At 64.2% G+C, this 22,676-nt stretch carries 23 protein-coding genes; 8 read left to right on the top strand and 15 right to left on the bottom strand.

Features of this window, described 5'->3' with window-relative positions; genetic code table 11:
- The 12 genes from CJD35_RS22685 to CJD35_RS06035 form a co-directional block, all read right to left on the bottom strand.
- A complete protein-coding gene (locus CJD35_RS22685) occupies positions 1 to 156 on the bottom strand; it encodes a hypothetical protein (RefSeq protein ID WP_017183582.1) in 156 nt (51 codons plus the stop codon).
- Positions 157 to 243: 87 nt separating this feature from the next.
- Positions 244 to 1,050 (bottom strand): Rossmann-fold NAD(P)-binding domain-containing protein, encoded by an 807-nt coding sequence (locus CJD35_RS06085; RefSeq protein ID WP_026002475.1) that lies wholly within the window; start codon positions 1,048 to 1,050, stop codon positions 244 to 246.
- Positions 1,051 to 1,173: 123 nt separating this feature from the next.
- Positions 1,174 to 1,533 carry a HesB/IscA family protein gene (locus CJD35_RS06080; protein ID WP_017183584.1) on the bottom strand — a complete coding sequence of 120 codons (360 nt, stop codon included), beginning with the start codon at positions 1,531 to 1,533 and terminating at the stop codon, positions 1,174 to 1,176.
- Positions 1,533 to 1,985: an SUF system Fe-S cluster assembly protein gene (locus CJD35_RS06075; RefSeq protein ID WP_017183585.1), complete on the bottom strand. Its 453-nt coding sequence runs from the start codon at positions 1,983 to 1,985 to the stop codon at positions 1,533 to 1,535. The genes CJD35_RS06080 and CJD35_RS06075 overlap by 1 nt, the downstream gene beginning before the upstream one ends.
- Positions 1,982 to 3,190: a cysteine desulfurase gene (locus tag CJD35_RS06070; protein WP_017183586.1), complete on the bottom strand. Its 1,209-nt coding sequence runs from the start codon at positions 3,188 to 3,190 to the stop codon at positions 1,982 to 1,984. Before CJD35_RS06070 ends, CJD35_RS06075 begins: the two co-directional genes overlap by 4 nt.
- A gap of 118 nt (positions 3,191 to 3,308) precedes the next feature.
- Positions 3,309 to 4,061, bottom strand: a complete 753-nt coding sequence (locus CJD35_RS06065) for a SufD family Fe-S cluster assembly protein (protein ID WP_026002476.1) — start codon at positions 4,059 to 4,061, stop codon at positions 3,309 to 3,311.
- A 128-nt stretch (positions 4,062 to 4,189) separates the two neighbouring features.
- Positions 4,190 to 4,948, bottom strand: coding sequence for a Fe-S cluster assembly ATPase SufC (sufC, locus tag CJD35_RS06060; protein ID WP_026002477.1), 759 nt, complete (start codon positions 4,946 to 4,948; stop codon positions 4,190 to 4,192).
- A gap of 3 nt (positions 4,949 to 4,951) precedes the next feature.
- On the bottom strand, positions 4,952 to 5,407 hold the full coding sequence (locus CJD35_RS06055) for a hypothetical protein (RefSeq protein WP_017183589.1): 456 nt from the start codon (positions 5,405 to 5,407) through the stop codon (positions 4,952 to 4,954).
- Positions 5,404 to 5,910 carry an endonuclease domain-containing protein gene (locus CJD35_RS06050; RefSeq protein ID WP_244917225.1) on the bottom strand — a complete coding sequence of 169 codons (507 nt, stop codon included), beginning with the start codon at positions 5,908 to 5,910 and terminating at the stop codon, positions 5,404 to 5,406. The genes CJD35_RS06055 and CJD35_RS06050 overlap by 4 nt, the downstream gene beginning before the upstream one ends.
- On the bottom strand, positions 5,910 to 7,397 hold the full coding sequence (gene sufB, locus CJD35_RS06045) for a Fe-S cluster assembly protein SufB (protein WP_017183591.1): 1,488 nt from the start codon (positions 7,395 to 7,397) through the stop codon (positions 5,910 to 5,912). The genes CJD35_RS06050 and sufB overlap by 1 nt, the downstream gene beginning before the upstream one ends.
- Complete coding sequence (locus CJD35_RS06040) at positions 7,394 to 7,804, bottom strand: RrF2 family transcriptional regulator (RefSeq protein WP_017183592.1); 411 nt, start codon at positions 7,802 to 7,804, stop codon at positions 7,394 to 7,396. The genes sufB and CJD35_RS06040 overlap by 4 nt, the downstream gene beginning before the upstream one ends.
- A gap of 100 nt (positions 7,805 to 7,904) precedes the next feature.
- A complete protein-coding gene (locus tag CJD35_RS06035) occupies positions 7,905 to 8,849 on the bottom strand; it encodes a helix-turn-helix transcriptional regulator (RefSeq protein ID WP_017183593.1) in 945 nt (314 codons plus the stop codon).
- 350 nt (positions 8,850 to 9,199) lie between these two features.
- Here CJD35_RS06035 and CJD35_RS06030 point away from each other — a divergent pair, with 350 nt between their 5' ends.
- Positions 9,200 to 10,243, top strand: a complete 1,044-nt coding sequence (locus CJD35_RS06030) for a quinone-dependent dihydroorotate dehydrogenase (protein WP_026002478.1) — start codon at positions 9,200 to 9,202, stop codon at positions 10,241 to 10,243.
- A gap of 13 nt (positions 10,244 to 10,256) precedes the next feature.
- Here the strand turns inward: CJD35_RS06030 and yczR are convergent, their stop codons facing one another.
- Complete coding sequence (yczR, locus tag CJD35_RS06025) at positions 10,257 to 11,720, bottom strand: MocR-like transcription factor YczR (protein WP_026002479.1); 1,464 nt, start codon at positions 11,718 to 11,720, stop codon at positions 10,257 to 10,259.
- Between the two features lie 90 nt (positions 11,721 to 11,810).
- Here yczR and yczE point away from each other — a divergent pair, with 90 nt between their 5' ends.
- From yczE to CJD35_RS06010, 3 genes are all read left to right on the top strand, one after another.
- Positions 11,811 to 12,413: a membrane protein YczE gene (gene yczE, locus CJD35_RS06020; RefSeq protein ID WP_017183596.1), complete on the top strand. Its 603-nt coding sequence runs from the start codon at positions 11,811 to 11,813 to the stop codon at positions 12,411 to 12,413.
- 68 nt (positions 12,414 to 12,481) lie between these two features.
- Entirely contained in the window at positions 12,482 to 13,666 is a 1,185-nt protein-coding gene (locus tag CJD35_RS06015) for an NHL repeat-containing protein (protein ID WP_017183597.1), read from the top strand.
- A 14-nt stretch (positions 13,667 to 13,680) separates the two neighbouring features.
- On the top strand, positions 13,681 to 14,187 hold the full coding sequence (locus CJD35_RS06010; protein WP_017183598.1) for a DUF1993 domain-containing protein: 507 nt from the start codon (positions 13,681 to 13,683) through the stop codon (positions 14,185 to 14,187).
- A gap of 14 nt (positions 14,188 to 14,201) precedes the next feature.
- On the opposite strand, the gene CJD35_RS06005 is transcribed toward CJD35_RS06010, so the two are convergent.
- Positions 14,202 to 14,684 carry a hypothetical protein gene (locus CJD35_RS06005; RefSeq protein ID WP_017183599.1) on the bottom strand — a complete coding sequence of 161 codons (483 nt, stop codon included), beginning with the start codon at positions 14,682 to 14,684 and terminating at the stop codon, positions 14,202 to 14,204.
- 86 nt (positions 14,685 to 14,770) lie between these two features.
- Between CJD35_RS06005 and gyrB the strand changes: the two genes are divergently transcribed.
- Entirely contained in the window at positions 14,771 to 17,260 is a 2,490-nt protein-coding gene (gyrB, locus tag CJD35_RS06000; protein WP_026002480.1) for a DNA topoisomerase (ATP-hydrolyzing) subunit B, read from the top strand.
- Between the two features lie 2 nt (positions 17,261 to 17,262).
- Positions 17,263 to 17,799 carry a hypothetical protein gene (locus CJD35_RS05995; protein ID WP_017183228.1) on the top strand — a complete coding sequence of 179 codons (537 nt, stop codon included), beginning with the start codon at positions 17,263 to 17,265 and terminating at the stop codon, positions 17,797 to 17,799.
- On the opposite strand, the gene CJD35_RS05990 is transcribed toward CJD35_RS05995, so the two are convergent.
- Entirely contained in the window at positions 17,796 to 20,204 is a 2,409-nt protein-coding gene (locus CJD35_RS05990; protein ID WP_051034304.1) for a ligase-associated DNA damage response DEXH box helicase, read from the bottom strand. The two genes, CJD35_RS05995 and CJD35_RS05990, sit on opposite strands and share 4 nt — an antisense overlap.
- A gap of 185 nt (positions 20,205 to 20,389) precedes the next feature.
- Here CJD35_RS05990 and CJD35_RS05985 point away from each other — a divergent pair, with 185 nt between their 5' ends.
- Positions 20,390 to 21,709 (top strand): cystathionine gamma-synthase family protein, encoded by a 1,320-nt coding sequence (locus CJD35_RS05985; protein ID WP_017183226.1) that lies wholly within the window; start codon positions 20,390 to 20,392, stop codon positions 21,707 to 21,709.
- A gap of 1 nt (position 21,710) precedes the next feature.
- Positions 21,711 to 22,652, top strand: a complete 942-nt coding sequence (locus CJD35_RS05980) for a 2-hydroxyacid dehydrogenase (protein WP_017183225.1) — start codon at positions 21,711 to 21,713, stop codon at positions 22,650 to 22,652.
- Positions 22,653 to 22,676: the final 24 nt, after the last annotated feature.

The raw sequence follows: 22,676 nt of genomic DNA, 5'->3' as shown, positions 1-22,676 counted from the left end.
TTAACGACCCATGCCGGGCTGATAGCGCTGCTTGGCCGCGTTGACCTTGTCGATCAGGCTGGAAAGCGGTTCGGATGCTGGCATCGCACGGCAGGGTTGCTTCATGCTGCTCATCCGCTGGCTGAGCGTGCCGAAAATATGGTCGATGCGATCCATCAGTCTGTCCCGACAAGTGATAACCCGCTATCGCGCCGCTGTGGTTAACAAGTGGTAATCGGCGGCCAGTCTTTGCGCCGAACCGAATCACGCACCCGTCGAGTCGCAGGCAGCAAGCCCCTGCACATAGGTCGGGTAACGTGGCGACCAGCCAAGCAGGCGTTTTGCGCGTCCATTGGCGACGCGGCGGTTCTCTGCATAAAAGGCCAGCGCCATGGGCGACAGCGCGGCCTGTTCCAGCGTCAGCAGGGGCGGATGGGCCATCCCCAGCATGTCGCAGGCGGCCTCTATCACCCGGTTTTGCGCGCAGGGCAGGTCGTCGGCCAGATTATAGATGCCCGGCGGCCCATCGAACGAAGCCATGATCCCTGCGACAATGTCATCGACATGGACGCGGCTGAAAATCTGGTCGGGCAGGTCGATGCGATGCGCTTTCCCCGCCCGCACCCGGTCCAGCGCCGAACGGCCCGGACCGTAGATGCCCGGCAGGCGGAAACGGCGCATATCAGGCCGCAACGCGCCCCAGGACTGGTCGGCCTCCGCCCTGGCGGTACGGCGGCCGGTGCCGACCGGGCTGGCTTCATCGACCCACGCTCCGCGCGTATCGCCATAGACGCCGGTGGAGGAGAGATAACCGATCCAGCGCGCCGGTGCGGCGGCTATCGCGGTACCGTAGCGGGCCAGCACCGGGTCGACATCACCTGCGGGCGGGACGGAGGAGAGGATATGGGTGGCGCTGGCGATGGCCGCGCGGACAGAGGGATCGTCATCGAAGGCCAGCGTGTCTGCGTCGGCATGACGGCGGGTGGCGGTGATGCGCCAGCCATCCGATCGCAGGCGGTCGGCCAGCCGTGACGCGGTATAGCCAAGGCCAAAGATCAATAGATGAGGCAATATACTCCTCCGTCCGTTTCGAGCCCTTCGACTGCTTGCCAAGGCAGGCGCTCAGGACAGGCAAGGTCGAGAAACCTGTGCGTACCGTTTCTCGGCTTCGCTCGAAACGAACGGAGACAGAGACTAGACCGTGAAGCTCTCGCCGCAGCCACAGGCGCCCTTGGCATTGGGATTGGCGAAGGTGAAGCCGGCGGTGAAGTCATCCTCCACCCAGTCCATCGTCGATCCGACCAGATAAAGCACCGACGCGCCGTCAATGTAGAAGGTGCCGCCGGGCGTCACGATCTTCTCATCGAATTTGGCTTCCTCGCTCACATAATCGACCGAATAGGCCAGGCCCGAACAGCCGCGCCGGGGCGTGGAAAGCTTGACGCCGATCGTCCCCTCCGGCGCGTTGGCCATCAGGTCGGCGATGCGCTGTTCGGCGCTGGGCGTCAGCGTGACGGCGGCGGGGCGGGCGCGGGTCTTGGTCTCGGTCGTCATCACAGCATCCCCAGTTCCAGCTTGGCCTCATCGCTCATCTTGGCCGGATCCCATGGCGGATCCCAGACCAGATTGACCTGTGCATCGCCGACGCCGGGGACGGCGCCGACACGCAGTTCGACTTCGCCGGGCATGGATTCGGCCACGGGGCAATGCGGCGTGGTCAGCGTCATGGTGACGACGACATGATTGTCGGGCGACACATCGACGCCATAGATCAGCCCCAGATCATAGATGTTGACCGGGATTTCCGGGTCGAAAATATCCTTGAGCGCGTCGATGACGCCATCATAGACATCGCCGCCCGGTTCACCCGCCGGGGCTTCAGCAGGCTTGGCGGCGAGGAAGCCGTCGAGATAGTCGCGCTGGCGCGGCGCTTCTTCCACCCGTGCCTTGGGCGGGGCGTCAACGGCCTCTACCTCTTCCACCACGATCTTGTTCGCCTCGGTCATCCGAAGATCTTCCTTACCCGTTCCAAACCCGCGACCAGCGCATCGACGTCGCCCTGATCGCTATAAATGCCAAAGCTGGCCCGTGCGGTCGCTTCCACGCCCAGATGGCGCATCAACGGCTGGGCGCAATGATGCCCGGCGCGGATCGCGACGCCCGCTTCGTCCAATATGGTGCCGACATCGTGCGGATGCACCCCCTCGACTTCAAACGAGAGGATGCCCGCACTGTCGTCCGGCCCGAAAAGCCGCACGCTGTTGAGATTGTCGAGCGCCGCGCGTGCCTGCGCCACCAGTGCACATTCATGCGCGTGGATCGCGTCCAGCCCGATCGCCTGCACATAGTCGATCGCCGCCGACAGGCCGATTACGCCGCTGATATGCGGCGTTCCCGCTTCGAACCGGGTCGGCGCGGGGGCGTAGGTCGTTTTTTCAAACGTCACCTTGTCGATCATCGATCCGCCGCCCTGATAGGGAGGCATGGCGTCGAGCAGTTCCTGCCGCGCCCACAGCACGCCGATGCCGGTCGGGCCGTAGAGTTTATGCGCGGAAAAGACGTAGAAATCGCAATCGAGCGCCTGCACGTCGACGGCGAGGCGCGGCACGGCCTGACAACCGTCGATCAATATCCGCGCGCCGACCATATGCGCGATGTCGGCGGCGCGGCGGCAATCCAGCACGCTGCCCAGCACGTTGGACACATGGGCGAGCGCGACCATGCGATGCCGGGGCGTGATCATGGCGCGCATCGCGTCAAGATCGATCCGGCCATCATCGGTCAGCGGCACGACGTCGATATGGGCGCCGACCTTTTCCGCCACCATCTGCCACGGCACGATATTGCTGTGATGTTCCAGCGTGGACAGGAGGATGCGGTCGCCCGCCTTCAGCTGTTCGCCCGCCCAGCATTGCGCGACCAGGTTGATCCCTTCGGTCGCGCCGCGGACATAGACGATTTCGCTGTCCGACTTCGCGCCGATGAAACCGGCCACCTTGCGCCGGGCCGATTCATAGGCGAGCGTCATGTTGGCGGACCGCGCATAAACGCCGCGATGAACGGTGGCATAGTCGGGGCCATAGGCGCGGGCGATGGCGTCGATCACCGCCTGCGGCTTTTGTGCGGTGGCGGCACTGTCGAGATAATGCCAGTCGAGCACGCCGGGGAAATCGGCGCGGAGCGACAGGCGTTCGGGGGCGATGACGCTCACAGGATTTTACCTTCCTCGTCATGCCGGACGTGATCCGGCATCCAGAGTCTCCCGCACCACGCGTGCCGCCCTGGATCCCGGATCAAGTCCGGGATGACGGAGTGGGATGGAACAGCGTTCATACCATTGCCTCCAGCTTGGCGATCGCCGCCGCTTCGAGCCTGTCCTTCACCGCCTCATCCGCCACGCTGTCGAACACGCCCGCCACGAAGGAGCGCAGCAGCAGCGTCTTGGCGGTCGCCGGGTCCATCCCGCGCGAGGCCATGTAGAAAAGCGCTGCCTTGTCCAGTTCGCCCACGGTCGCGCCATGGGCGCATTTCACGTCGTCGGCATAGATTTCCAGTTCCGGCTTGGCATTGGCGGTCGCGGTACGATCCAGCAACATGGCCTTGACCGACTGGAAGGCGTCAGTGCGCTGCGCGTCGCGGGCGACCGCGATCCTGCCGAGATAGCTGCCGGTGGCGCGCTCGCTCAGGATCGAGCGGATCGTCTGGCCGCTGGTCGCGTCGGGCTGCGCATGGGTGACGCTGGTGACGATTTCCAACGTCTGATCACCGCTGCCCAGAATGGCGCCGCCCAGCTCGAAATGGCTGCCCCGGCCCAGCGTCACGTCGATTGTCACTCGCCCCAGCTGGCCGCCAATGTTGAGGACATGAAAATCGCAGCGCGCGCCATCGGCCACGGTCACGACATAATCATGCACCGCCGTCGCGCCATCGGCTGCGTCCTGCAACAGATGGTGATGCGCCGCTTCGCCCGCCGCAACGTCGATTCGCACCGGCGCGGGCAGCGGCCAGACGCTCTGGAGCGCCGAAAGGTCGCTATAACGCCAGCTTTCGTCGCGGCGGGTGGGAAGGTCCAACATGTTCATCGCTTTGTTTTCAATGCCTTGCGGTTCAAACTCGTCCAACTTCGTCCATATGCACGGTGTTTTCGGTATAAGCCTTTGTAATTTAAGTATATTATCCCGCATTTCACCGCGATAGGACAGATATTCCGTTATCCGACCACCTCGGCCCCAACCACATCAGAATAGCCTTCACGTTCCAGTTCGAGCGCCAGTTCCGGGCCGCCCGACTTCACGATCCGCCCGCCAGCCAGCACATGGACATAGTCCGGCTTCACATAGTCGAGCAGGCGCTGATAATGGGTGATGAGCAGCACTGCCTTTTCTGGCTTGCGCATGATCGCGTTGATGCCAGCGCCCACAATCTTGAGCGCGTCGATGTCCAGCCCGGAGTCTGTTTCGTCGAGGATCGCCAGCTTGGGATCGAGGATGCCCATCTGCACCATTTCGGCGCGCTTCTTTTCGCCGCCCGAAAAGCCGACATTCACCGGGCGCTTGAGCATATCCATGTCGAGGCCGAGCAAAGCGGCCTTTTCCTTGGCGAGGCGGATGAATTCGCCGCCATTCAGTTCCTTTTCCCCGCGCGCGCGCTTCTGACTGTTGAGGCTTTCGCGCAGGAACTGGAGGTTGGAGACGCCGGGGATTTCGACCGGATATTGAAAGCCCAGGAACAGGCCGGCAGCGGCGCGTTCATGCGGGTCGAGATCGAACAGGTCGGCACCATCGAACGTCGCGGTGCCGCCGGTCACTTCATAACCCGGCCGCCCGCCCAGCGTGTAGGCCAGCGTCGATTTGCCCGCGCCGTTCGGCCCCATGATCGCGTGGATTTCCCCCGCGTTGATCTGGAGCGACAGGCCTTTCAGGATCGCCTTGCCGTCAATTTCGTTGGTCAGTTGGTCGATCGTCAGCATCATTTATCCTTCGTGCGCGCGCTGGAGCGTGCGGGCGGTCCAGAAGGCCATGTCCCGCACGTCACCGGGCGCCGGAAACAGCGTGTCGATATGCCGCTTGATCGGCATATAGGGCCACCAGTCGACATTCTCTTCCGGCGGCCCTTTTTCGAGCAGCGCCACGACGAATTCGCTGACCGGACCCATGCGGGCCAGGTTGGGGGCCTTCGCCTTGTGGAACGCCTTGTCCTTGCGCAGCTTCTCGGTCATCGCGGCGTCCGCCTTGTCCAGCGCGGCGCGGCTGTCGGCCTCGAATGTGTCGAGATCGCCGAAATCGGCGCGGGCGCGCTGTTCCAGCTCGCCGTCCTCCAGCTCATAATCCTCGGTCAGGATGCGGATCGCGGCGGTCCATGACTGGCCATTGCCAACATCCTCCGCAAAATCCGCGAGGGCATCCTGAATATCGTCTTCGTCGCTCAAAATTCTGTTCCTTGAGAGGGAGAAAGCCCCTCCCCTTCAGGGGAGGGGTTGGGGTGGGGCGTTCGCCGATCGGGGAGGCTTTCGAGACAATCGAGCAGCGCTCGTCCCACGCCTTCCAGATTGCACATCACGTCATCATTCGTGATCCGAAAGACATGATAGCCAAGCCTTTCCAACTGGTCAGTGCGCCGCGCATCAGCGCTATGATCGACATGCGTGTGCCCATCTATTTCCACGACTAGCGCTTTGCGCGGGCACAAGAAATCAGCGATGGCGTTGCCGATCACGGCTTGGCGACGGAATTTATAGCCTCCAAGCTGCGAATGAGCGAGAATGCTCCATAGCCGCACTTCCGGCTCGGTCGGATTGCGACGATTGGTGCGGGCGTAAGTTGCCATCGAATCGAGCTGCCCGGCCGAGACGCCCCACCCCCGGCCCCTCCCCTGAAGGGGAGGGGAGTCTATCTGGATTGCCCAGTCGTTCAGGTCAGTCTGCTTGCCCACTAGCCGACCGACCCTTCCAGCGAGATCCCCAGCAATTTCTGCGCCTCGACCGCGAACTCCATCGGTAGTTGTTGCAGCACTTCGCGGGCGAAGCCGTTGACGATCAGGCCGACGGCGCTTTCCTGGTCCAGGCCGCGCTGCATGGCGTAGAAGAGCTGATCATCGCTGATCTTGCTGGTGGTCGCTTCATGTTCGATCTGGGCGCTAGGGTTCCGCACCTCGATATAGGGGACGGTGTGCGCGCCGCACTGGTCGCCGAGCAGCAGGCTGTCGCACTGGGTGAAGTTGCGCACGCCTTCTGCGCCGGGCGCGACGCGGACGAGGCCGCGATAGGTGTTGTTGCTGCGTCCCGCGCTGATCCCCTTCGACACGATGGTCGATCGGGTGTTTTTCCCGTTGTGGATCATCTTGGTGCCGGTGTCGGCCTGCTGCCTGTTGTTGGTGAGCGCGACCGAGTAGAATTCGCCTACGCTGTTTTCGCCGTTCAGCACGCAACTGGGATATTTCCAGGTGATGGCGCTGCCGGTTTCCACCTGCGTCCAGCTGACCTTGGAATTGCGCCCCTGGCAGAGCGCACGCTTGGTCACGAAATTATAGATGCCGCCCTTGCCGTCCGCGTCGCCGGGATACCAGTTCTGGACGGTCGAATATTTGATCTCCGCATCGTCGAGCGCCACCAGTTCGACGACGGCGGCATGAAGCTGGTTCTCGTCGCGCATCGGTGCGGTGCAGCCTTCGAGATAGGAGACATAGCTGCCTTCGTCGGCGACGATCAGGGTGCGTTCGAACTGGCCGGTATTTTCCGCATTGATGCGGAAATAGGTGCTGAGTTCCATCGGGCAGCGGACGCCCTTGGGGATGTAGACGAAGGTGCCGTCAGAAAAGACCGCGCAGTTCAACGTCGCGAAATAATTGTCGTGCATCGGCACGACCTTGCCCATCCACTTCTTCACCAGATCGGGATATTCGCGCACCGCTTCGCTGATCGAGCGGAAGATGACGCCCGCTTCCTCCAGTTCCTTGCGGAACGTGGTGGCGACCGACACCGAGTCGAACACGGCGTCGACCGCGACGCGGCGGCTGCCCTTTACCCCGGCGAGCATTTCCTGCTCGGCAATCGGGATACCCAGTTTCTGGTAGGTGGCGAGGATTTCGGGATCGACCTGGTCCAGCGAATCCAGTTCCACCTTCTTCTTGGGCTCGGCGTAATAATAGGCGTCCTGATAGTCGATCGGCGGGACGTTGAGCTTTGCCCAGTCGGGTGGCGTCATCGTCTGCCACATCGCAAAAGCCTTCAGCCGCCAGTCGAGCAGCCATTGCGGCTCATTTTTCTTGGCGGAGATGAAGCGGACCGTGTCTTCGTTCAGCCCCTTTGGCGCGAAGTCCTGTTCGATGTTCGACGCCCAGCCATGTTCGTAGGTGGACGCACGATCGGCGGCCTCCTGCGCCTGGGCATTGCGCGCTTCTCTGGTCGTCACTTCGGTCATGCCAATTCTCTCGTCAAACTCGCGATCGTAACCCCGGCCAGCGCCGAACGGATCGCCATGTTCGCCACATTCATATGCGGGCGGATGCGGCAGTCCTGCTCCAGCGTGCAGTCATGCGCGCCGGTGTCGGCACAGGCGGTCATGGCGATCGGTCCTTCGACCGCCTCCACCACGTCGGCCAGCGTGATCGTGGCGGGGGGACGCGACAGGCGCACGCCGCCCCCGGTGCCACGACTTGATTCGAGCAGGCCCGCAGCGGACAGGCGGCTCACCAGCTTCTGCGCGGTAGGCAGCGGAATGCCGGTTTCCGCGCTCAGCGTCGTCGCGTTCATCTTGGCCGCGCCGCAATGGCGCGCGGCGGCCGACATCAGGACCACGGCATAGTCAGCGAAGCTGGACAATTTCATGCGCGTTGCGAACCATTCTCAAATCAGACTAAATTCGTCTGATTGGGCATTTGGTCCCGCCCGCATCAATTATCAAGGCTTTTTTGGCTTTGCCCTTGCTTCAGCTCAGCCGGTTGAGCGTCGCCACATCCCCACCCAGCGACCGGCGCAGCAGGGTCAGTTGCGCGACGGCGGACGGTTCGGTCTGCAACTGGTGCGGGGTCAGGCCGATGAAATGCTTGATTTCCCGGATGAAGTGGGACTGGTCGTAAAAGCCCGCTTCCTCGCACATGAGTTGCCAGCTTTCCCGATCGAGCGCGATCTTGGCCGAACAGCGCAAAGCGCGATATTTGCGGGCCAGCAATTTGGGCGGCGCGCCATAATATTTGTTGGTCAACCGGGCGAGCTGGCGCGGGGACAGGCCAGTGGTTTCGGCCAATATCTCGATCCGCGGCGACCCTTCGTCCATCAGCCAGGCGTCGACCGCATGGAGCAGCGTCCAGATGGCCCGGCGCGGCGGTTTGATCTTTGCGCCCAGTCGCGCCCAGCACAGCGCCGCCATAACGTCCGCCTGATCATCGTCCAGCGCGCGCAGATCATCGAGCAGGCGTGTATAGGCATCGCCCTTTTCCGCCGCCATGTCGCACAAGCGGTCCGCCAGCAGGCTGGCATCCTTGCCATATAGAGCCAGCCAGCCGGCGGGCAGCAGCGAAATGCCCACGACGCGTGCGGGCCGGTCCAGTTCGAACCGGGTCGCGCCCATGGTGGGGCCAAGCAGGCAGACGTCGGGCGTCGCCATCGCTACGCCGTCCTGAAAATGATAATGGCCCCCGCCGCTCAGCATGAAGCGCAATTGTGGCACATCGGCACGGGTTGCGTCGGCATATTGCTCCGCCGACACAGTGAACAGATAGAGCGAGCCGAAATAGGCGCGTAAATGTTCCGGTGGGGCAAAGTAACGCAACCGCACCGGCCCCTGCGCAGCCGCCACGGTATAGGATAGTGGCCCCCGGTCGTCCGGCAGAGCGACACCGCCCCCGGTCCTGTCGATGTTATGCGACCCCATATTCTTACCCCAGTTGGGATTTACTATGCGCCAACATCGCCGCCGCGCAAGCAGGATGGATAATGAATCGTAACTTTTGTTGTTTTCTGTTGCGCCGCACAAAAAAATGACCCGGCAATTTGCATTGCCGGGTCAGGAAAAGGTCTCATCGGCTGGAAGCCTAAGAGCCTTCGGGTCGCAGGGACGCTTTACCCCCGAATCGCGGCAATATTATTGGACGGATCAGACATTTTTTCGCCGAAAACGATCCCAAACATGACGTTTCCTGTTATGAAATGACGTGGGGCGAGTCTGTTGCCATGCTGCAACAGCGACTCGACGGGCCGCCCCGCCGCTGGCATAGCGCGGCCATGCCCTACCGTCTGATCCGCCCGCTTTTGTTCGCTCTGGATGCCGAGCGCGCCCATAATCTGTCGATCGCCGCGCTGCGCCTGATGCCGACTCCGGCCCCGCTGGCGCCCGATCCGGCGCTCGCCAGCACGGTCGCGGGACTCCATTTCCCCAACCCGGTCGGCCTGGCGGCTGGTTATGACAAGGAAGGGCGAGTCGCGCACAAGATGCACGGGCTGGGCTTTGGCTTTGCCGAACTGGGGACGCTGACCCCCCTGGCCCAGCCGGGCAATCCCCGCCCGCGGCTGTTCCGGCTGGTCGAGGACAGGGCGGTGATCAACCGTTTCGGCTTCAACAATGGCGGACAGGGCGCGGCGGCGGACCGGATCGCGCGCTATCGCCGTCCGGTGGGGGAAGGGCCGGTGATCGGCATCAACATCGGCGCGAACAAGGATGCGACCGACCGGATCGCCGACTATGTCACCGGGGTTCAGGTCATGGCCCCGCTGGCGGACTATCTGACGGTCAACATCTCCTCCCCCAACACGCCGGGCCTGCGCGCCTTGCAGGATCGCGCTGCGCTCGACGAGTTGCTGGGCGCGGTGATGGCGGCGCGGGGTAGCCGCGCGACGCCGATTTTCCTGAAGGTCGCACCCGATCTGGAACCGGCGGATGTGGAAGATATTGCCGCCGCCTGCCTCGACCACCGGGTCGACGCGCTGATCGTGTCCAACACCACGATCACGCGCCCGGCGCTGCGGTCGGCCCATGCAGGGGAAACAGGCGGGCTGTCGGGCGCGCCGCTGACTGACCTGTCGTTACAAAAATTACGCGATTTCCGTCGCTTGCTGGGCGATCGACTGCCGCTGATCGGCGTTGGCGGGATTGGCAATGCGGAGCAGGCCTATGCCCGCATCCGCGCAGGCGCGTCGCTGGTCCAGCTCTACAGCGCGCTGGTCTATGAAGGGCCGTATCTGGCGAAGCGGATCAATCAGGGTCTCAAGACGCTGATGGCGCGCGACGGCTTTGCCACCATCGACCAGATTGTCGGCATCGACGCCTGACGGGCGCCACCTGTCAGATTAATCGGTCCGCCTCCAGCGCGAGCGCCAGCGAATCGCGACCCCTGGGGGTCCGTGCGTGAAGATGGGCGTCCGCCTGGACCAGCCGTTCCACGCCGATCGCAAGCTGGGCTTCGGGCAGGGTGAAGGGCAGGCGCAGGAAGCGTTCGAACGCGCCGCTGACGCCGAATCGCGGCCCGGCGGCGACCCGCACGCCCAGGCTTTCGGCCAGCGCGGCGAGCGCGGTCGCCTCCGCACGGGGCAGTTCGGCCCAGAGCGACAGGCCGCCCGCCGGCGATTCGACCCGCCAATGGGGCAGATGCTGTTCGAGCAGCGCCAGCAGATGGTCGCGCCGCCCGCGCAGCATGTCGGCGCGCGCACCCAGCCCTTCGTCGGCGTCGATCAGGTGCGCCACGGCAAGCTGTTCGACCACGGGACTGGCCATATCCGTCGTCGTGCGCAGGCGGCCAAGGGCCGCGACCGTCTGCGGATCGGCGCGAATCCAGCCGACCCGAAGCCCGCCCCAGAAAATCTTGCTGGCCGACCCCATGGTGATGACCTGCCGCCCGGACGGATCATGGATCGCGACCGGCGGGGGCGGGGCGAAGTCCAGCCCCATCGCCACCATCGTTTCGTCGATCACCAGCGGCGTGTGGCTGCGCGTGGCGGCGGCGACCAGCGCGCGACGAGTCGCCGGGTCCATGCTGCGCCCGGTGGGATTGTGGAAATCGGCGATCAGATAGGCAAAGCGCGGCGCGGTCTGGCGAAAAGCCGCGTCCATGGCGTCAATATCCCAGCCATGAGCCGGCAGGCCGACCGGCACCGGCACGACATGCGCGCGCTGCAACGCCTGGATCGCGTTGTGATAGGTCGGGTGGTCGATCACGACGCGATCGCCCGGCCCGGCAAGCCAGTGGAGCAGCAGCGAAAAGCCCTGCTGCGCGCCATTGGTGATGATGATCTGATCCGCATCCGTCGGGCAACCGCGCCGATCGAAATGGGCGGCGACCGCGCGCCGCAAGACGGGCAGGCCGAGCGGATCATAGCCCAGATCCCCCAGATAGGCGGGCAGCGCCTCGACCGCCGCCTGCATCGCGCGACCGACGCCCGGCGCAGCGGGCAGCGCGGCATGGGTCCAGTTGAGCAGATTGCCGCCGGTGATCATGTCAATGTCCGCCTGGGGTGGTTCGACCCGGCCCGGCGGCAGGCGGGTGACGCTGCCCGATCCCTGCCGACTTTCCAGATAGCCTTCGTCCCGCAGCCGGTCGAACGCCGCCGCGATCGTGGTGCGCGACAGGCCAAGCGCAGCGGCCAGTTCCCGCTCGCCCGGCAGGCGGACGTTCAGCCCCACGCGCCCGTCGAGCACCAGCATCCGCAACGCCTGCGCCAGTTGGCGATAGGCGGGCTGGGCGCTGTCCTGCGCGCGCCATGCACCCAGCAGGCGGAGCAGGGAAGGCGGGCGAAGGAAAGAAGTGGACATGATGATCTGATCCAATTGGCGGATGGTCAGGGCCATTTATGTCGAAATGGTCCTTTTGGAAAAGGCCAATTGTGAAGAAGAAGCCTGCCCATGATGATGCACCGCCGCCTTTTCCAGCTATTCTGGGGCCTTGGCCTTTATGGTTTTTCGATGGCGCTGATGCTGCGCGCCAATCTGGGCCTCGATCCCTGGGACGTGCTGCATCAGGGGATTGCGCCCCGGCTTGGCTTAAGTTTCGGCATGACGGTCAATCTGGTCGGCGCCATCGTGCTGTTGCTGTGGTGGCCGCTGCGCCAGCGGCCGGGCATCGGCACGGTGACCAATATCATCCTGATCGGCATGGCGGTGGACCTGTCGCTGATGCTGCTGCCGGTGCCGGAAGGCTATATGATGCGCGCGACCTGGCTGGCTGCGGGCATCGTGCTGAACGGCATTGCCGGGGGCGCCTATATCGGCGCGGGGTTGGGGCCGGGGCCACGCGACGGGTTGATGACCGGATTTTGCCGCCGCAGCGGGTGGCCGGTCAAATGGGTCCGTACCGGCATAGAGATCAGCGTGCTGGCGATCGGCTGGTTGTTGGGCGGGACCGTGGGCGTCGGGACCATCCTCTATGCCATGAGCATCGGCTGGATCGTCCATCACGCCCTGCCCTGGTTCCGCATAGACGCGTCGGCGCGTGCAGCGATCGCCTGAACAGTGATTGACCGGGGCGGCTATCCGGGCATGATCCGCCTGCCCCATCCTGATAGCGGAGCCGACCGATGCGCCCCCTCCTCGCCGCCGCCCTGTTACTGACCCTGACCGCAGCAACGCCCGATGAGCGCGCGCTCGCCCCGCTGGCCTTTGAACAGGTCGCGCCGGCGGGCACCAAAATGCCGCGGTTCAAGGTCGATGCGGCATGGCCGACCATGCCCGCCGACCTGCTGCTGGGCCAGGTGAGCGGTGTGGCGGTCGCGCCCGACGATTCGGTCTGGGTCGTTCATCGCCCGCACAGCCTGACCGCGACCGACACGGGCCTGGCGCAAAGCCCGCCGATCGCGGTCTGTTGCAAGCCAGCCCCGCCCGTGGTCCATTTTGCCAGCGACGGGCGCTATCTGGGCGGTTGGGGCGGGCCGGACAGCGCGCCAAGCGTTGGCGGCGTCAACCAGTGGCCAGCCAGCCTGCATGGCATCTTCGTCGATGCAGCGGGAACAGTCTGGTTCGGCGGCAATGGCAAGGACGATCATGTCGTGCTGAATTACCGTGCCGACGGCACCTTCATCCGCGCGTTCGGCCAGCGCGGCAAAACCGGCGGCAATGATGCGACGGACCAGTTGGGCAACCCGTCCGATGTCAATCATTCCGACGGCATGGTGCTGATTTCCGACGGCTATGTGAACCGGCGGGTGATCGGATATGACGCGCGCACCAATGGCTATAAGGGACGTTGGGGCGCCTATGCCAGGCCGCCGATCGCGCCGACGCGACAGGGCGCGTTCGACCAGAGCCATGCGGTCGACCCGAGCAAGATCGCCGATCCCAAGGCGCAGACCTTCGCCGACATCGTCCATTGCGTCGTGCCGACCAGGGACGGGCATGTCTATGTCTGCGATCGCAACAATAATCGCGCGCAGCTCTTCAAGCGGGGCAAGGATGGCGACCTGACGTTCGTGCGCGACCTGGTGATCGCGGGCGAGACGGGCGGCACCCATACAGTCACCGACATCGCCTTTTCGCCCGATCCCGACCAGACCTATCTTTATGTCGCGGACATGATGAACGGGCGCATCTGGATATTGGAGCGCAAGACGCATGCCGTGCTGGGCGCGATCGGCCGGGTCGGACGGCAGGCGGGACAATTTACCTGGCTGCACAGCATTGATACCGACAGCGAGGGCAATATCTATGCGACCGAGGTCAATACCGGCCGGCGCGTGCAGAAGCTGGTATTCACCGGCATCCAGTGAGAGGGGGACGCTTCATGGCGACCGCATTATATGATCTGACCGTGCCCGTCTTCATCCGCGGGCTGAACGCGCTGTCGGGGCTGCTCGACAAAGGCTCTGCCTTTGCCGCCGAAAAGGGGATCGACCCGGCGACGCTGACCGGCGCGCAATTGATCGCCGACATGAAGCCGCTGACCGCGCAGGTGCAGTTCGCCTGCGATACCGCCAAGGGTACGGTGACGCGACTGGGCGAGCTGGAGCCGGTGGCGATGGCCGACACCGAACAGACATTTGCCGAGTTGCAGGCGCGGATCGCCAAGACGATCGCACTGCTGGAAGCGGTGCCGCGCGACCGGATCGACGGGCGCGAGGATGCCGATGTGGTGTTGAAGGTGCCGGGCGCCGACATTCCCTTCACTGGCCGGTCCCATGTGCTGACCTTTTCCCTGCCCAATTTCTATTTCCACCTGACCATGGCCTATGCGCTGCTGCGTCAGGCGGGTGTGCCGATCGGGAAAATGGACTTTCTGGGCGGGGTCTAGTGGTCCACTAGCGCTTAACCGGCGATCAGCCGGACATAGGCGCTGGCGACCCAGCCGCTGACGCAGGGGCCGTCATAGGGCTGTTTGCGATCGACGGGGGAGGAGACGCCGCAATCGGGGGCTTGCGCGCCATTGTCGGCGGCAGGCGGCGGTGCCAGCACGACGCCCAGCCATTTCTGGTCGAGGCTGCGGGTGCAGATATAGGCGCGATCGCCTTCGTTGAGGGTCGCCAGCACCTTCGCATCGCCAAAGGGGGCGGCGCGCAGCGGCTGCCCCCCTGCCCCGGTGCGCAGCACCTGTCCCATGCCGCCGCAGGCGTCGAGGCGCGGGCCATCCTCCCCAATCGTCACGGCGCGCGCGACCGGCGCGTCCATGCGGCTTTCCGACACGTCGGCGCGCGGTGCGCCCGCCAGCGAACTGTTGGGCAATTCATCCAGCACCTCGCGGCTGTCGGAACAGGCGGCGAGCAGAAAAATCAGGGCGATGGCGCGCGTCATGGCACAGGGGATAGACTGGTCTGGCGTGCGGGGAAAGGCACCATGTTTCGCTTTAGTTTCAGCAAGGCTTTCCCTATATGCTCGGCATGAGCGACGAACCCCAGAATAGCCCGAACAGCAACGCATATGGCGCCGACAGCATCAAGGTGCTGAAAGGGCTGGACGCCGTGCGCAAGCGGCCCGGCATGTATATTGGCGACACGGACGACGGATCGGGCCTGCACCATATGGTGTTCGAGGTCAGCGACAATGCGATCGACGAGGCGCTGGCCGGCCATTGCGACCGGATCGACATCACCCTGAACCCCGATGGATCGGTCAGCGTCATGGACAATGGCCGGGGCATCCCGACCGGCATCCACAGCGAAGAAGGCGTGTCGGCGGCGGAGGTCATCATGACCCAGCTGCACGCGGGCGGTAAGTTCGAGAATACGTCGGACGACAATGCCTACAAGGTGTCGGGCGGCCTGCATGGCGTGGGCGTGTCCGTGGTGAACGCCCTGTCCGACTGGCTGGAACTGAACATCTGGCGCGACGGGCAGGAACATTGGATGCGGTTCCGCAACGGCGACGCCGAAGCGCCGCTCAAGGTTCTGGGTCCGGCGGCGCCGGGGCAGAAGGGCACCAAGGTCACCTTCCTGTTTTCCGCCGAGACGTTCAAGAATGTCACCGAATATGATTTCGACAAGCTGGAGCATCGCTATCGCGAACTGGCGTTCCTCAACAGCGGCGTGCGCCTGTTCCTGACCGATGCGCGGCATGAGGAAAGCAAGACGGTCGAGCTTTATTATGAAGGCGGCATCGCGGCCTTCGTCAAATATCTCGATCGCAACAAGGTCGCTATGATGCCGGAGCCGATCGCCATTTCCGGCACCCGCGACGATGTGACCATCGACGTCGCGCTGGAATGGAATGACAGCTATTATGAAAATGTGCTGTGTTTCACGAACAACATCCCGCAGCGCGACGGCGGCACCCATCTGGCCGCATTCCGCGCGGCGCTGACCCGCACCCTCAACAATTATGCCGATAAGTCGGGCATGTTGAAGAAGGAGAAGGTGTCGCTGACCGGCGAGGATATGCGCGAAGGGTTGACCGCGATCGTGTCGGTCAAGCTGCCCGATCCCAAATTTTCGTCGCAGACCAAGGACAAGCTGGTCAGTTCCGAAGTGCGCCAGCCGCTGGAAAGCCTGATGGCCGACAAGATGGCCGAATGGCTGGAAGAAAATCCCACCCATGGCAAGATGATCGTCCAGAAGGTGATCGACGCCGCCGCCGCACGCGAAGCGGCCAAGAAGGCGCGCGAACTGACCCGGCGCAAGGGGGTGCTGGACATTGCCAGCCTGCCCGGCAAGCTGGCCGACTGTCAGGAACGCGATCCGGCCAAGTCCGAACTGTTCCTGGTCGAAGGCGATTCGGCAGGCGGGTCGGCCAAGCAGGGCCGCAACCGGCACAATCAGGCGATCCTGCCGCTCAAGGGCAAGATATTGAATGTCGAGCGCGCGCGGTTCGACCGGATGATTTCGTCCAAGGAAGTCGGCACGCTGATTCAGGCGATGGGCACCGGCATTCGCGACGATTTCAACATCGAAAAGCTGCGTTACCACAAGATCGTCATCATGACCGACGCCGATGTCGATGGCGCGCATATCCGTACGCTGCTGTTGACCTTCTTCTACCGCCAGATGCCGCAGATCATCGAGGCCGGGCATCTCTTCATCGCCCAGCCGCCGCTGTACAAGGCGACGCGGGGGCGCAGCGAACTATATCTGAAGGACGACGCCGCGCTGGAGCAATATCTGGTCGACAATGGCGTCGAATCGATGGTGCTGGACGGACCGGGCGGCAGCCGGACCGGCCATGACCTTAAAAATCTGGTCGATCATGCGCGACGGATGCGGTCGGTGATGCGCTATGTCCCGCGCCGCTATGATCCCGCGATCATCGAGGCGCTGAGCCTGACCGGCGCGCTGGACCCGGAATTGTCGCAAGATGCGCAGGCAGAGCGACTGGCGGCTGCGGTTGCATGGATGGGCGCGCAGGATGCGGAGGGCAAATGGACCGGCCGGATCGCGGAGGAAGGCGGCTTCCATTTCGAGCGGCTGTGGCGCGGCGTGACCGACCATCATGTCATCGAGCATGGCTTTGTCGGTTCGGCCGAAGCGCGCAAGCTGCACACGCTGGCGAGCGAGGAATCGCAAAGCTATGTGACGCCATCGCGGCTGGTGAGTGCGAAGGCCGCGCAGGCGGCCGAGGATGCGGGCGAGGATGATCTGCCAGCGGTCGCGGCGAAGGGTTCGACATTGGTGACCCGGCCAAGCGAATTGCTGGCCGCGATCCTGGCCGCCGGGCGCAAGGGTCTGGCGATCCAGCGTTACAAGGGGCTGGGCGAGATGAATGCGGAACAGCTGTGGGAAACCACGCTGGACCCCGACAATCGATCGATGCTGCGGGTGGAGGTCGAGCAGGCGGATGTCGCCGACGAGATTTTCAGCCGCCTGATGGGCGAAGTGGTCGAACCGCGCCGCGAGTTCATTCAGGACAATGCGCTGAACGTCGCCAATCTGGACGTCTAGACATGATCGGGCTGCGGCTGGCTGGCCTCGTGGCGATGGGCGCGGGGCTGGCTGGCTGCGACAGTAAGCCGAACAATGATGCAGCGTCGGTCATGCAGACGGTGCCGGTGGTGGTGAACAGCGCGCCGCCAGAGAATGTCGCTGCGCCTGTTTCGCAGCCCAAGAATCTGAAAAATAATCGCTTTCCTGTTTCACGTGAAACGCTGGCACCCCCGAAAGCACCCCCGGTGAAAGCGCAGCCGCAGCCCGATTATCGCGCCATCGGCACCGAGCCGTTCTGGGCCGTGACGGTGCGCGGAACGGTCGCGACGCTTGAACGACCCGACCAAGGCCCCATGCAATTTGCGGTGGCGCGCGCGAGCGAGAAACGCACGATCCGCTACATCGGCGACGGCTTCGCCATGACGATCAGCCAGGGGCCGTGCAGCGACGGCATGAGCGACGCGCTATGGTCAGACCGGGTGGCGGTGGCCTTTGCCGATGGTGTGCTGAAGGGCTGCGGGGGTGAGCGGGACACAGGCGACAGCCCGCCTGTCTAATCCGCGCGCATGGCTGTATTGACCAGCGCCTCCGCCTCCATCAGCAGCGCGTCCTCCGCCGCGCTTTGCGCGACCTGCTCGCGACCGATGAGGATCAGCACCGGGACGGCGAGCGGACTGACCCGGTCAAGGCTGACATGCAACATGGTCGTGGCCGCACGATCGATCAGGTCGCCCAGCCGCCCCACATCGGTCATGCGCGCACGCGCATCGGCCCAAGCGGCCTTCAGCAGCAGGTGGTCGGGCTGATATTTGCGCAGCACGTCGTAGATGAGATCGGTCGAAAAGGTGACTTGCCGCCCGGTCTTGCGCTTGCCCGGATGCTGCCGCTCGATCAGGCCGGATATGACGGCGACGTCGCGGAAAGCGCGCTTGAGCAGGCTCGACTGTTCGACCCAGTCGATAAATTCATGGTCGAGAATGTCGGCGGAAAACAGGCTTTTGGGATCAGTGACAGGCTTCAGGCCATAGATGGCCAGCGCATAGTCATTGGAAACGAAGCCCAGCGGCATCAACCCCTGGGCATCCATCCGCCGGGTCAGCAACATGCCCAGCGACTGATGGGCATTCCAGCCTTCGAAACTATAGCAGAGCAGATAATGACGCCCTTCGTGCGGGAAGGTTTCGATGAGCAGCTGACCCGGTTGCGGCAGGACGGAGCGCAGTTTCTGCATGTCGAGCCATTCGCGCACGTCCGGCGGGACGCGGTGCCATTGATCGGGCTGTGCCAGAAACGTGCGGACCCTTTCGGCAAGGCGCGTGGACATGGCCATGCGGGTGCCGCCCCAGCTGGGGATGCGGGCCTGTTTGGAGGTCGCCCGCACGATCAGGTCGCTGGTGTCCATCCTGACGACTTCCAGCGCCATGCCGGAAAAGAAGAAGCTGTCGCCGGGGGTAAGCTGGGCGGCGAACCCCTCCTCCACCGTGCCGAGCTTGCGGCCATTGGCGAAGCGGACGGCGAGCGCTGGCTGATCGACGATGATGCCCGCATTCAGGCGATGCTGCTGAATGAAACGCGGGTGGGACACGCGCCAGTTGCCATCAGGATCGTGCGTCAGCCGCTTGAACCGGTCATAGGCGCGCAGGGCGTAGCCGCCGCCTTCGATGAAATGGAGGACGGAGGCGAAGGCGTCGGGCGTCAATGCGCTATAGGGCGTTGCGGACTGGATTTCGGCCAGCATGTCCTCTTCACGGAACGGCCCGGCGCAGGCGAGGCCCATGACATGCTGGGCCAGCACGTCGAGGCTGCCCGCGCGAAAATCATCGGCGTCGCGTTCGCCCGCTTCAACAGCGTCGAGCGCCGCGCGGGCTTCGAGATATTCAAAGCGGTTGCCGGGGATCAGGATGGCCTCGCTCGCCTGATCGAGCCGGTGGTTGGCGCGGCCTATGCGTTGCAGCAGGCGGGACGATCCCTTGGGCGCGCCCATCTGGATCACGCAATCGACATTGCCCCAGTCGACGCCAAGGTCGAGCGAGGCGGTGGCGACAAGCGCGCGCAGCTTGCCGTCGGCCATGGCGCTTTCCACCTTGCGCCGCGCCTCGATCGACAGGCTGCCATGGTGGATGGCGATGGGCAGATTGGCGTCGTTCGCCGACCATAATTCCTGAAAGATGAGTTCGGCCAAGCCGCGCGTGTTGCAGAATACCAAGGTCGTCTGGTGCGCGGCGATTTCCGCCATGACCTGATTGGCCGCATATTTGCCCGAATGGCCCGACCAGGGGACGCGCCCTTGCGGGATGAGGATGGTGACGTTCGGCTCCGCGCCGGCTTCGCCCAGCACCGTGGCAACCGTGTCGATATCGCCATCGGGCGCGAGCCAGGCCCGGTAGGCGTCGACATCCGCGACGGTCGCGGACAGGGCGACGCGGCGCAGGCCGGGATTGATCCTCTGGAGCCGCGCCATCGACAGGCTGAGCAGGTCGCCGCGCTTTTGCGTGGCAAAGGCATGGACTTCGTCGACGATGACCGTTTGCAGATCCGCGAACATCAGCGCCGCATCGGGATAGCTGAGCAGCAGCGAGAGCGATTCGGGCGTGGTCAGCAATATGTGCGGCGGCTTGATCCGCTGGCGCGCCTTGCGGTCCGATGGCGTGTCGCCGGTGCGGGTTTCGACGCGGATCGGCAGCGCCATCTCCTCGATCGGGGTCAGGAGATTGCGGCGGACATCGACCGCCAGCGCCTTGAGCGGGGAGACATAGAGGGTGTGCAGCCGATCGGTCGGCTGTTCGATGAGGTCAGTGAGCGTCGGCAGAAACCCGGCCAGCGTCTTGCCCGCGCCGGTGGGGGCGACCAGCAGCGCATGATCGCCCCGGCGCGCGGCGGCGAGCATGGCGCGCTGATGGACGCGCGGCGTCCAGTCGCGCGCGGCAAACCATTGCTCCAGCACCGGGGGGAGGATGTCCATGACAGCGATGTAGGGAGGCGCTGGCCCGGTGTCACCGCCTTCGTCCAAGTCGCGCAACCCTGGTAACTAAAATACCATCGGGCGAAATATTCTTACGCACACCTCTGGCCCTCCGCCCCATCCCTGCGTTATCATCATGCCATCAGGAACGGCGCAACAGACGCCGTATCGAGCAGGAGATATATATGCCGGGCGAAACCGAAGCCGACCTTAGCGGGGTCGAACCCAACCGCCGCCGTCCCAAGCCGCCGATCATGGAGATTGACGGGCGTCCGCTGAAACCCGCGACGCTGATGATGGGCCATGGTTATGACCCCACTTTGTCGGAAGGGTCGCTCAAGCCACCGATTTTCCTTACTTCCACTTTCGCGTTCGAGAGCGCGGCGGCGGGCAAGCGGCATTTCGAGGGCGTGACGGGCATCCGGCCGGGCGGATCGGACGGCCTTGTCTATTCGCGCTTCAATGGCCCCAATCAGGAAATCGCCGAAGACCGCCTGTCGGTGTGGGAGGAAGCGGAGGACGCCCTGCTCTTTTCCAGCGGCATGTCGGCCATCGCCACCACCCTGCTGGCGATGGTGCAACCCGGCGACGTGATCGTCCATTCAGCGCCGCTCTATGCCGCGACCGAATCGCTGATCGGGCGGATATTGGGCAAGTTTGGCGTACAGTGGCTCGATTTTCCCGCTGGCGCGACCGAGGAAGAGATTGGCGCAGTGATCGAAAAGGCCAAGGGGCTTGGCCGCGTCGCGCTTATCTATCTGGAAAGCCCGGCGAATCCGACCAACGTACTGGTCGACATCGAAGCGGTTGTCGCGCGGCGCAACTTCCTGTTCGACGGCGAAGCGCATGTGCCGCCGATCGCGATCGACAATACGTTTCTGGGGCCGCTATGGCTGAAACCGCTGGCCCATGGCGCGGATCTGGTGATTTACAGCCTGACCAAATATGCCGGCGGGCATAGTGACCTGGTCGCAGGCGGGGTGCTGGGGTCCAATGCGCTGATCACCACCATCCGGCTGATGCGCAATACGATCGGCACCATATTGGACCCGCATAGCGCCTGGATGCTGTTGCGGTCGCTGGAGACGCTGGAATTGCGGATGAGCAGGGCGGGCGAAAATGCCGCCAAGGTGTGCGCCTGGCTGAAGGACCAGCCGCAGGTGGAGAAGATCGTCTATCTGGGCTTTCCCGAAAGCGAACGGCAGCGCGATATTTATGCGCGCCATTGCAGCGGGGCGGGATCGACCTTTTCGCTCTACCTGAAAGGTGGCGAAGCGGAGGCGTTCGCCTTTCTCGACGCGCTCAAGATTGCCAAGCTGGCCGTGAGCCTGGGCGGGACCGAGACGCTGGCGAGCCATCCCGCCGCGATGACCCATTTGTCGGTGCCGGCCGCGCGCAAGGCGGCTTTGGAGATTGGCGACAATATGGTCCGTATCTCGATCGGCTGCGAGGATGCCGATGATCTGATCGCCGATTTTGCCCAGGCGTTGCGGGCGATCGGCTGAGATGGGCGACAAGGTGGATCGACCGCTTCTGTTGGTGGGCCAGCCCTTGCTGGCCCCCTTGCTGCCGCTGCTGGCAAGCGATCATGACGTCATCGCCCTTTGGGAAAAGCCCGACGCCGCGCAACTGGCGCGCGTCGATGCGGTGATATGGGCAGGCGAATTCGCGCTGGACCGATCGCTGATCGACGCAATGCCGCGCCTGTCGCTGATCGCCTGCTTCACCGTGGGCTATGACGGGGTGGACCTGGCGCTGGCCAAGGCGCGCGGCATTGCGGTCACCCACGCGGGCGATGCCAATGCGCAGGATGTGGCGGACCATGCGATCGGGCTGATGATCGCCCATCGCCGCTGGATCGTGGGTGGCGACCGGCATTTGCGGGCGGGATTGTGGACGATCGAGGCCAAGACGCGCACCCGGTCGATGGGCGGGGCGCGGCTGGGGATTATCGGCATGGGGTCGATCGGCATTGCAGTGGCGGAGCGGGCGCAGGCGATGCGGATGCAGGTGAACTGGTGGGGGCCGCGCGACAAGCCTGCCCTCCCTTGGCCCCGCACCGACAGTCTGGAGGCGCTGGCGCGGCAGAGCGACATATTGCTGGTCGCGGCGCGCGCGGACGAAAGCAATCGGGGCATGATTTCCAGGGCGATCATGGATGCGCTGGGGCCGGACGGGCTGCTGGTCAATGTCGCGCGCGGGCAGTTGGTGGATGAAACAGCGCTGATCGCTGCGCTGAAATCCGGGGATCTGGGGGGAGCCGCGATCGACGTGTTCGACCCCGAACCGACCGACCCCGCGCGCTGGGTGGATGTGCCCAATGTGGTGCTGACCCCGCACACCGGCGGGGCGACGCACGAGGCGGTAGGGCGAATGGCGCAGATGCTGATCGCCAATCTGTTCGCCCATTTCGCAGGCGAGCCGCTCCCCTCCCCCGTTCGCCTCTGAACCCTGCGGCGAGTCGTGCGTTGA

The sequence above is a fragment of the Sphingobium xenophagum genome, assembly GCF_002288285.1.
GTDB lineage: Bacteria > Pseudomonadota > Alphaproteobacteria > Sphingomonadales > Sphingomonadaceae > Sphingobium > Sphingobium xenophagum.
Note: the sequence above shows the minus strand (reverse complement) of the source record. Positions and strands in the feature narration are given on the sequence as shown.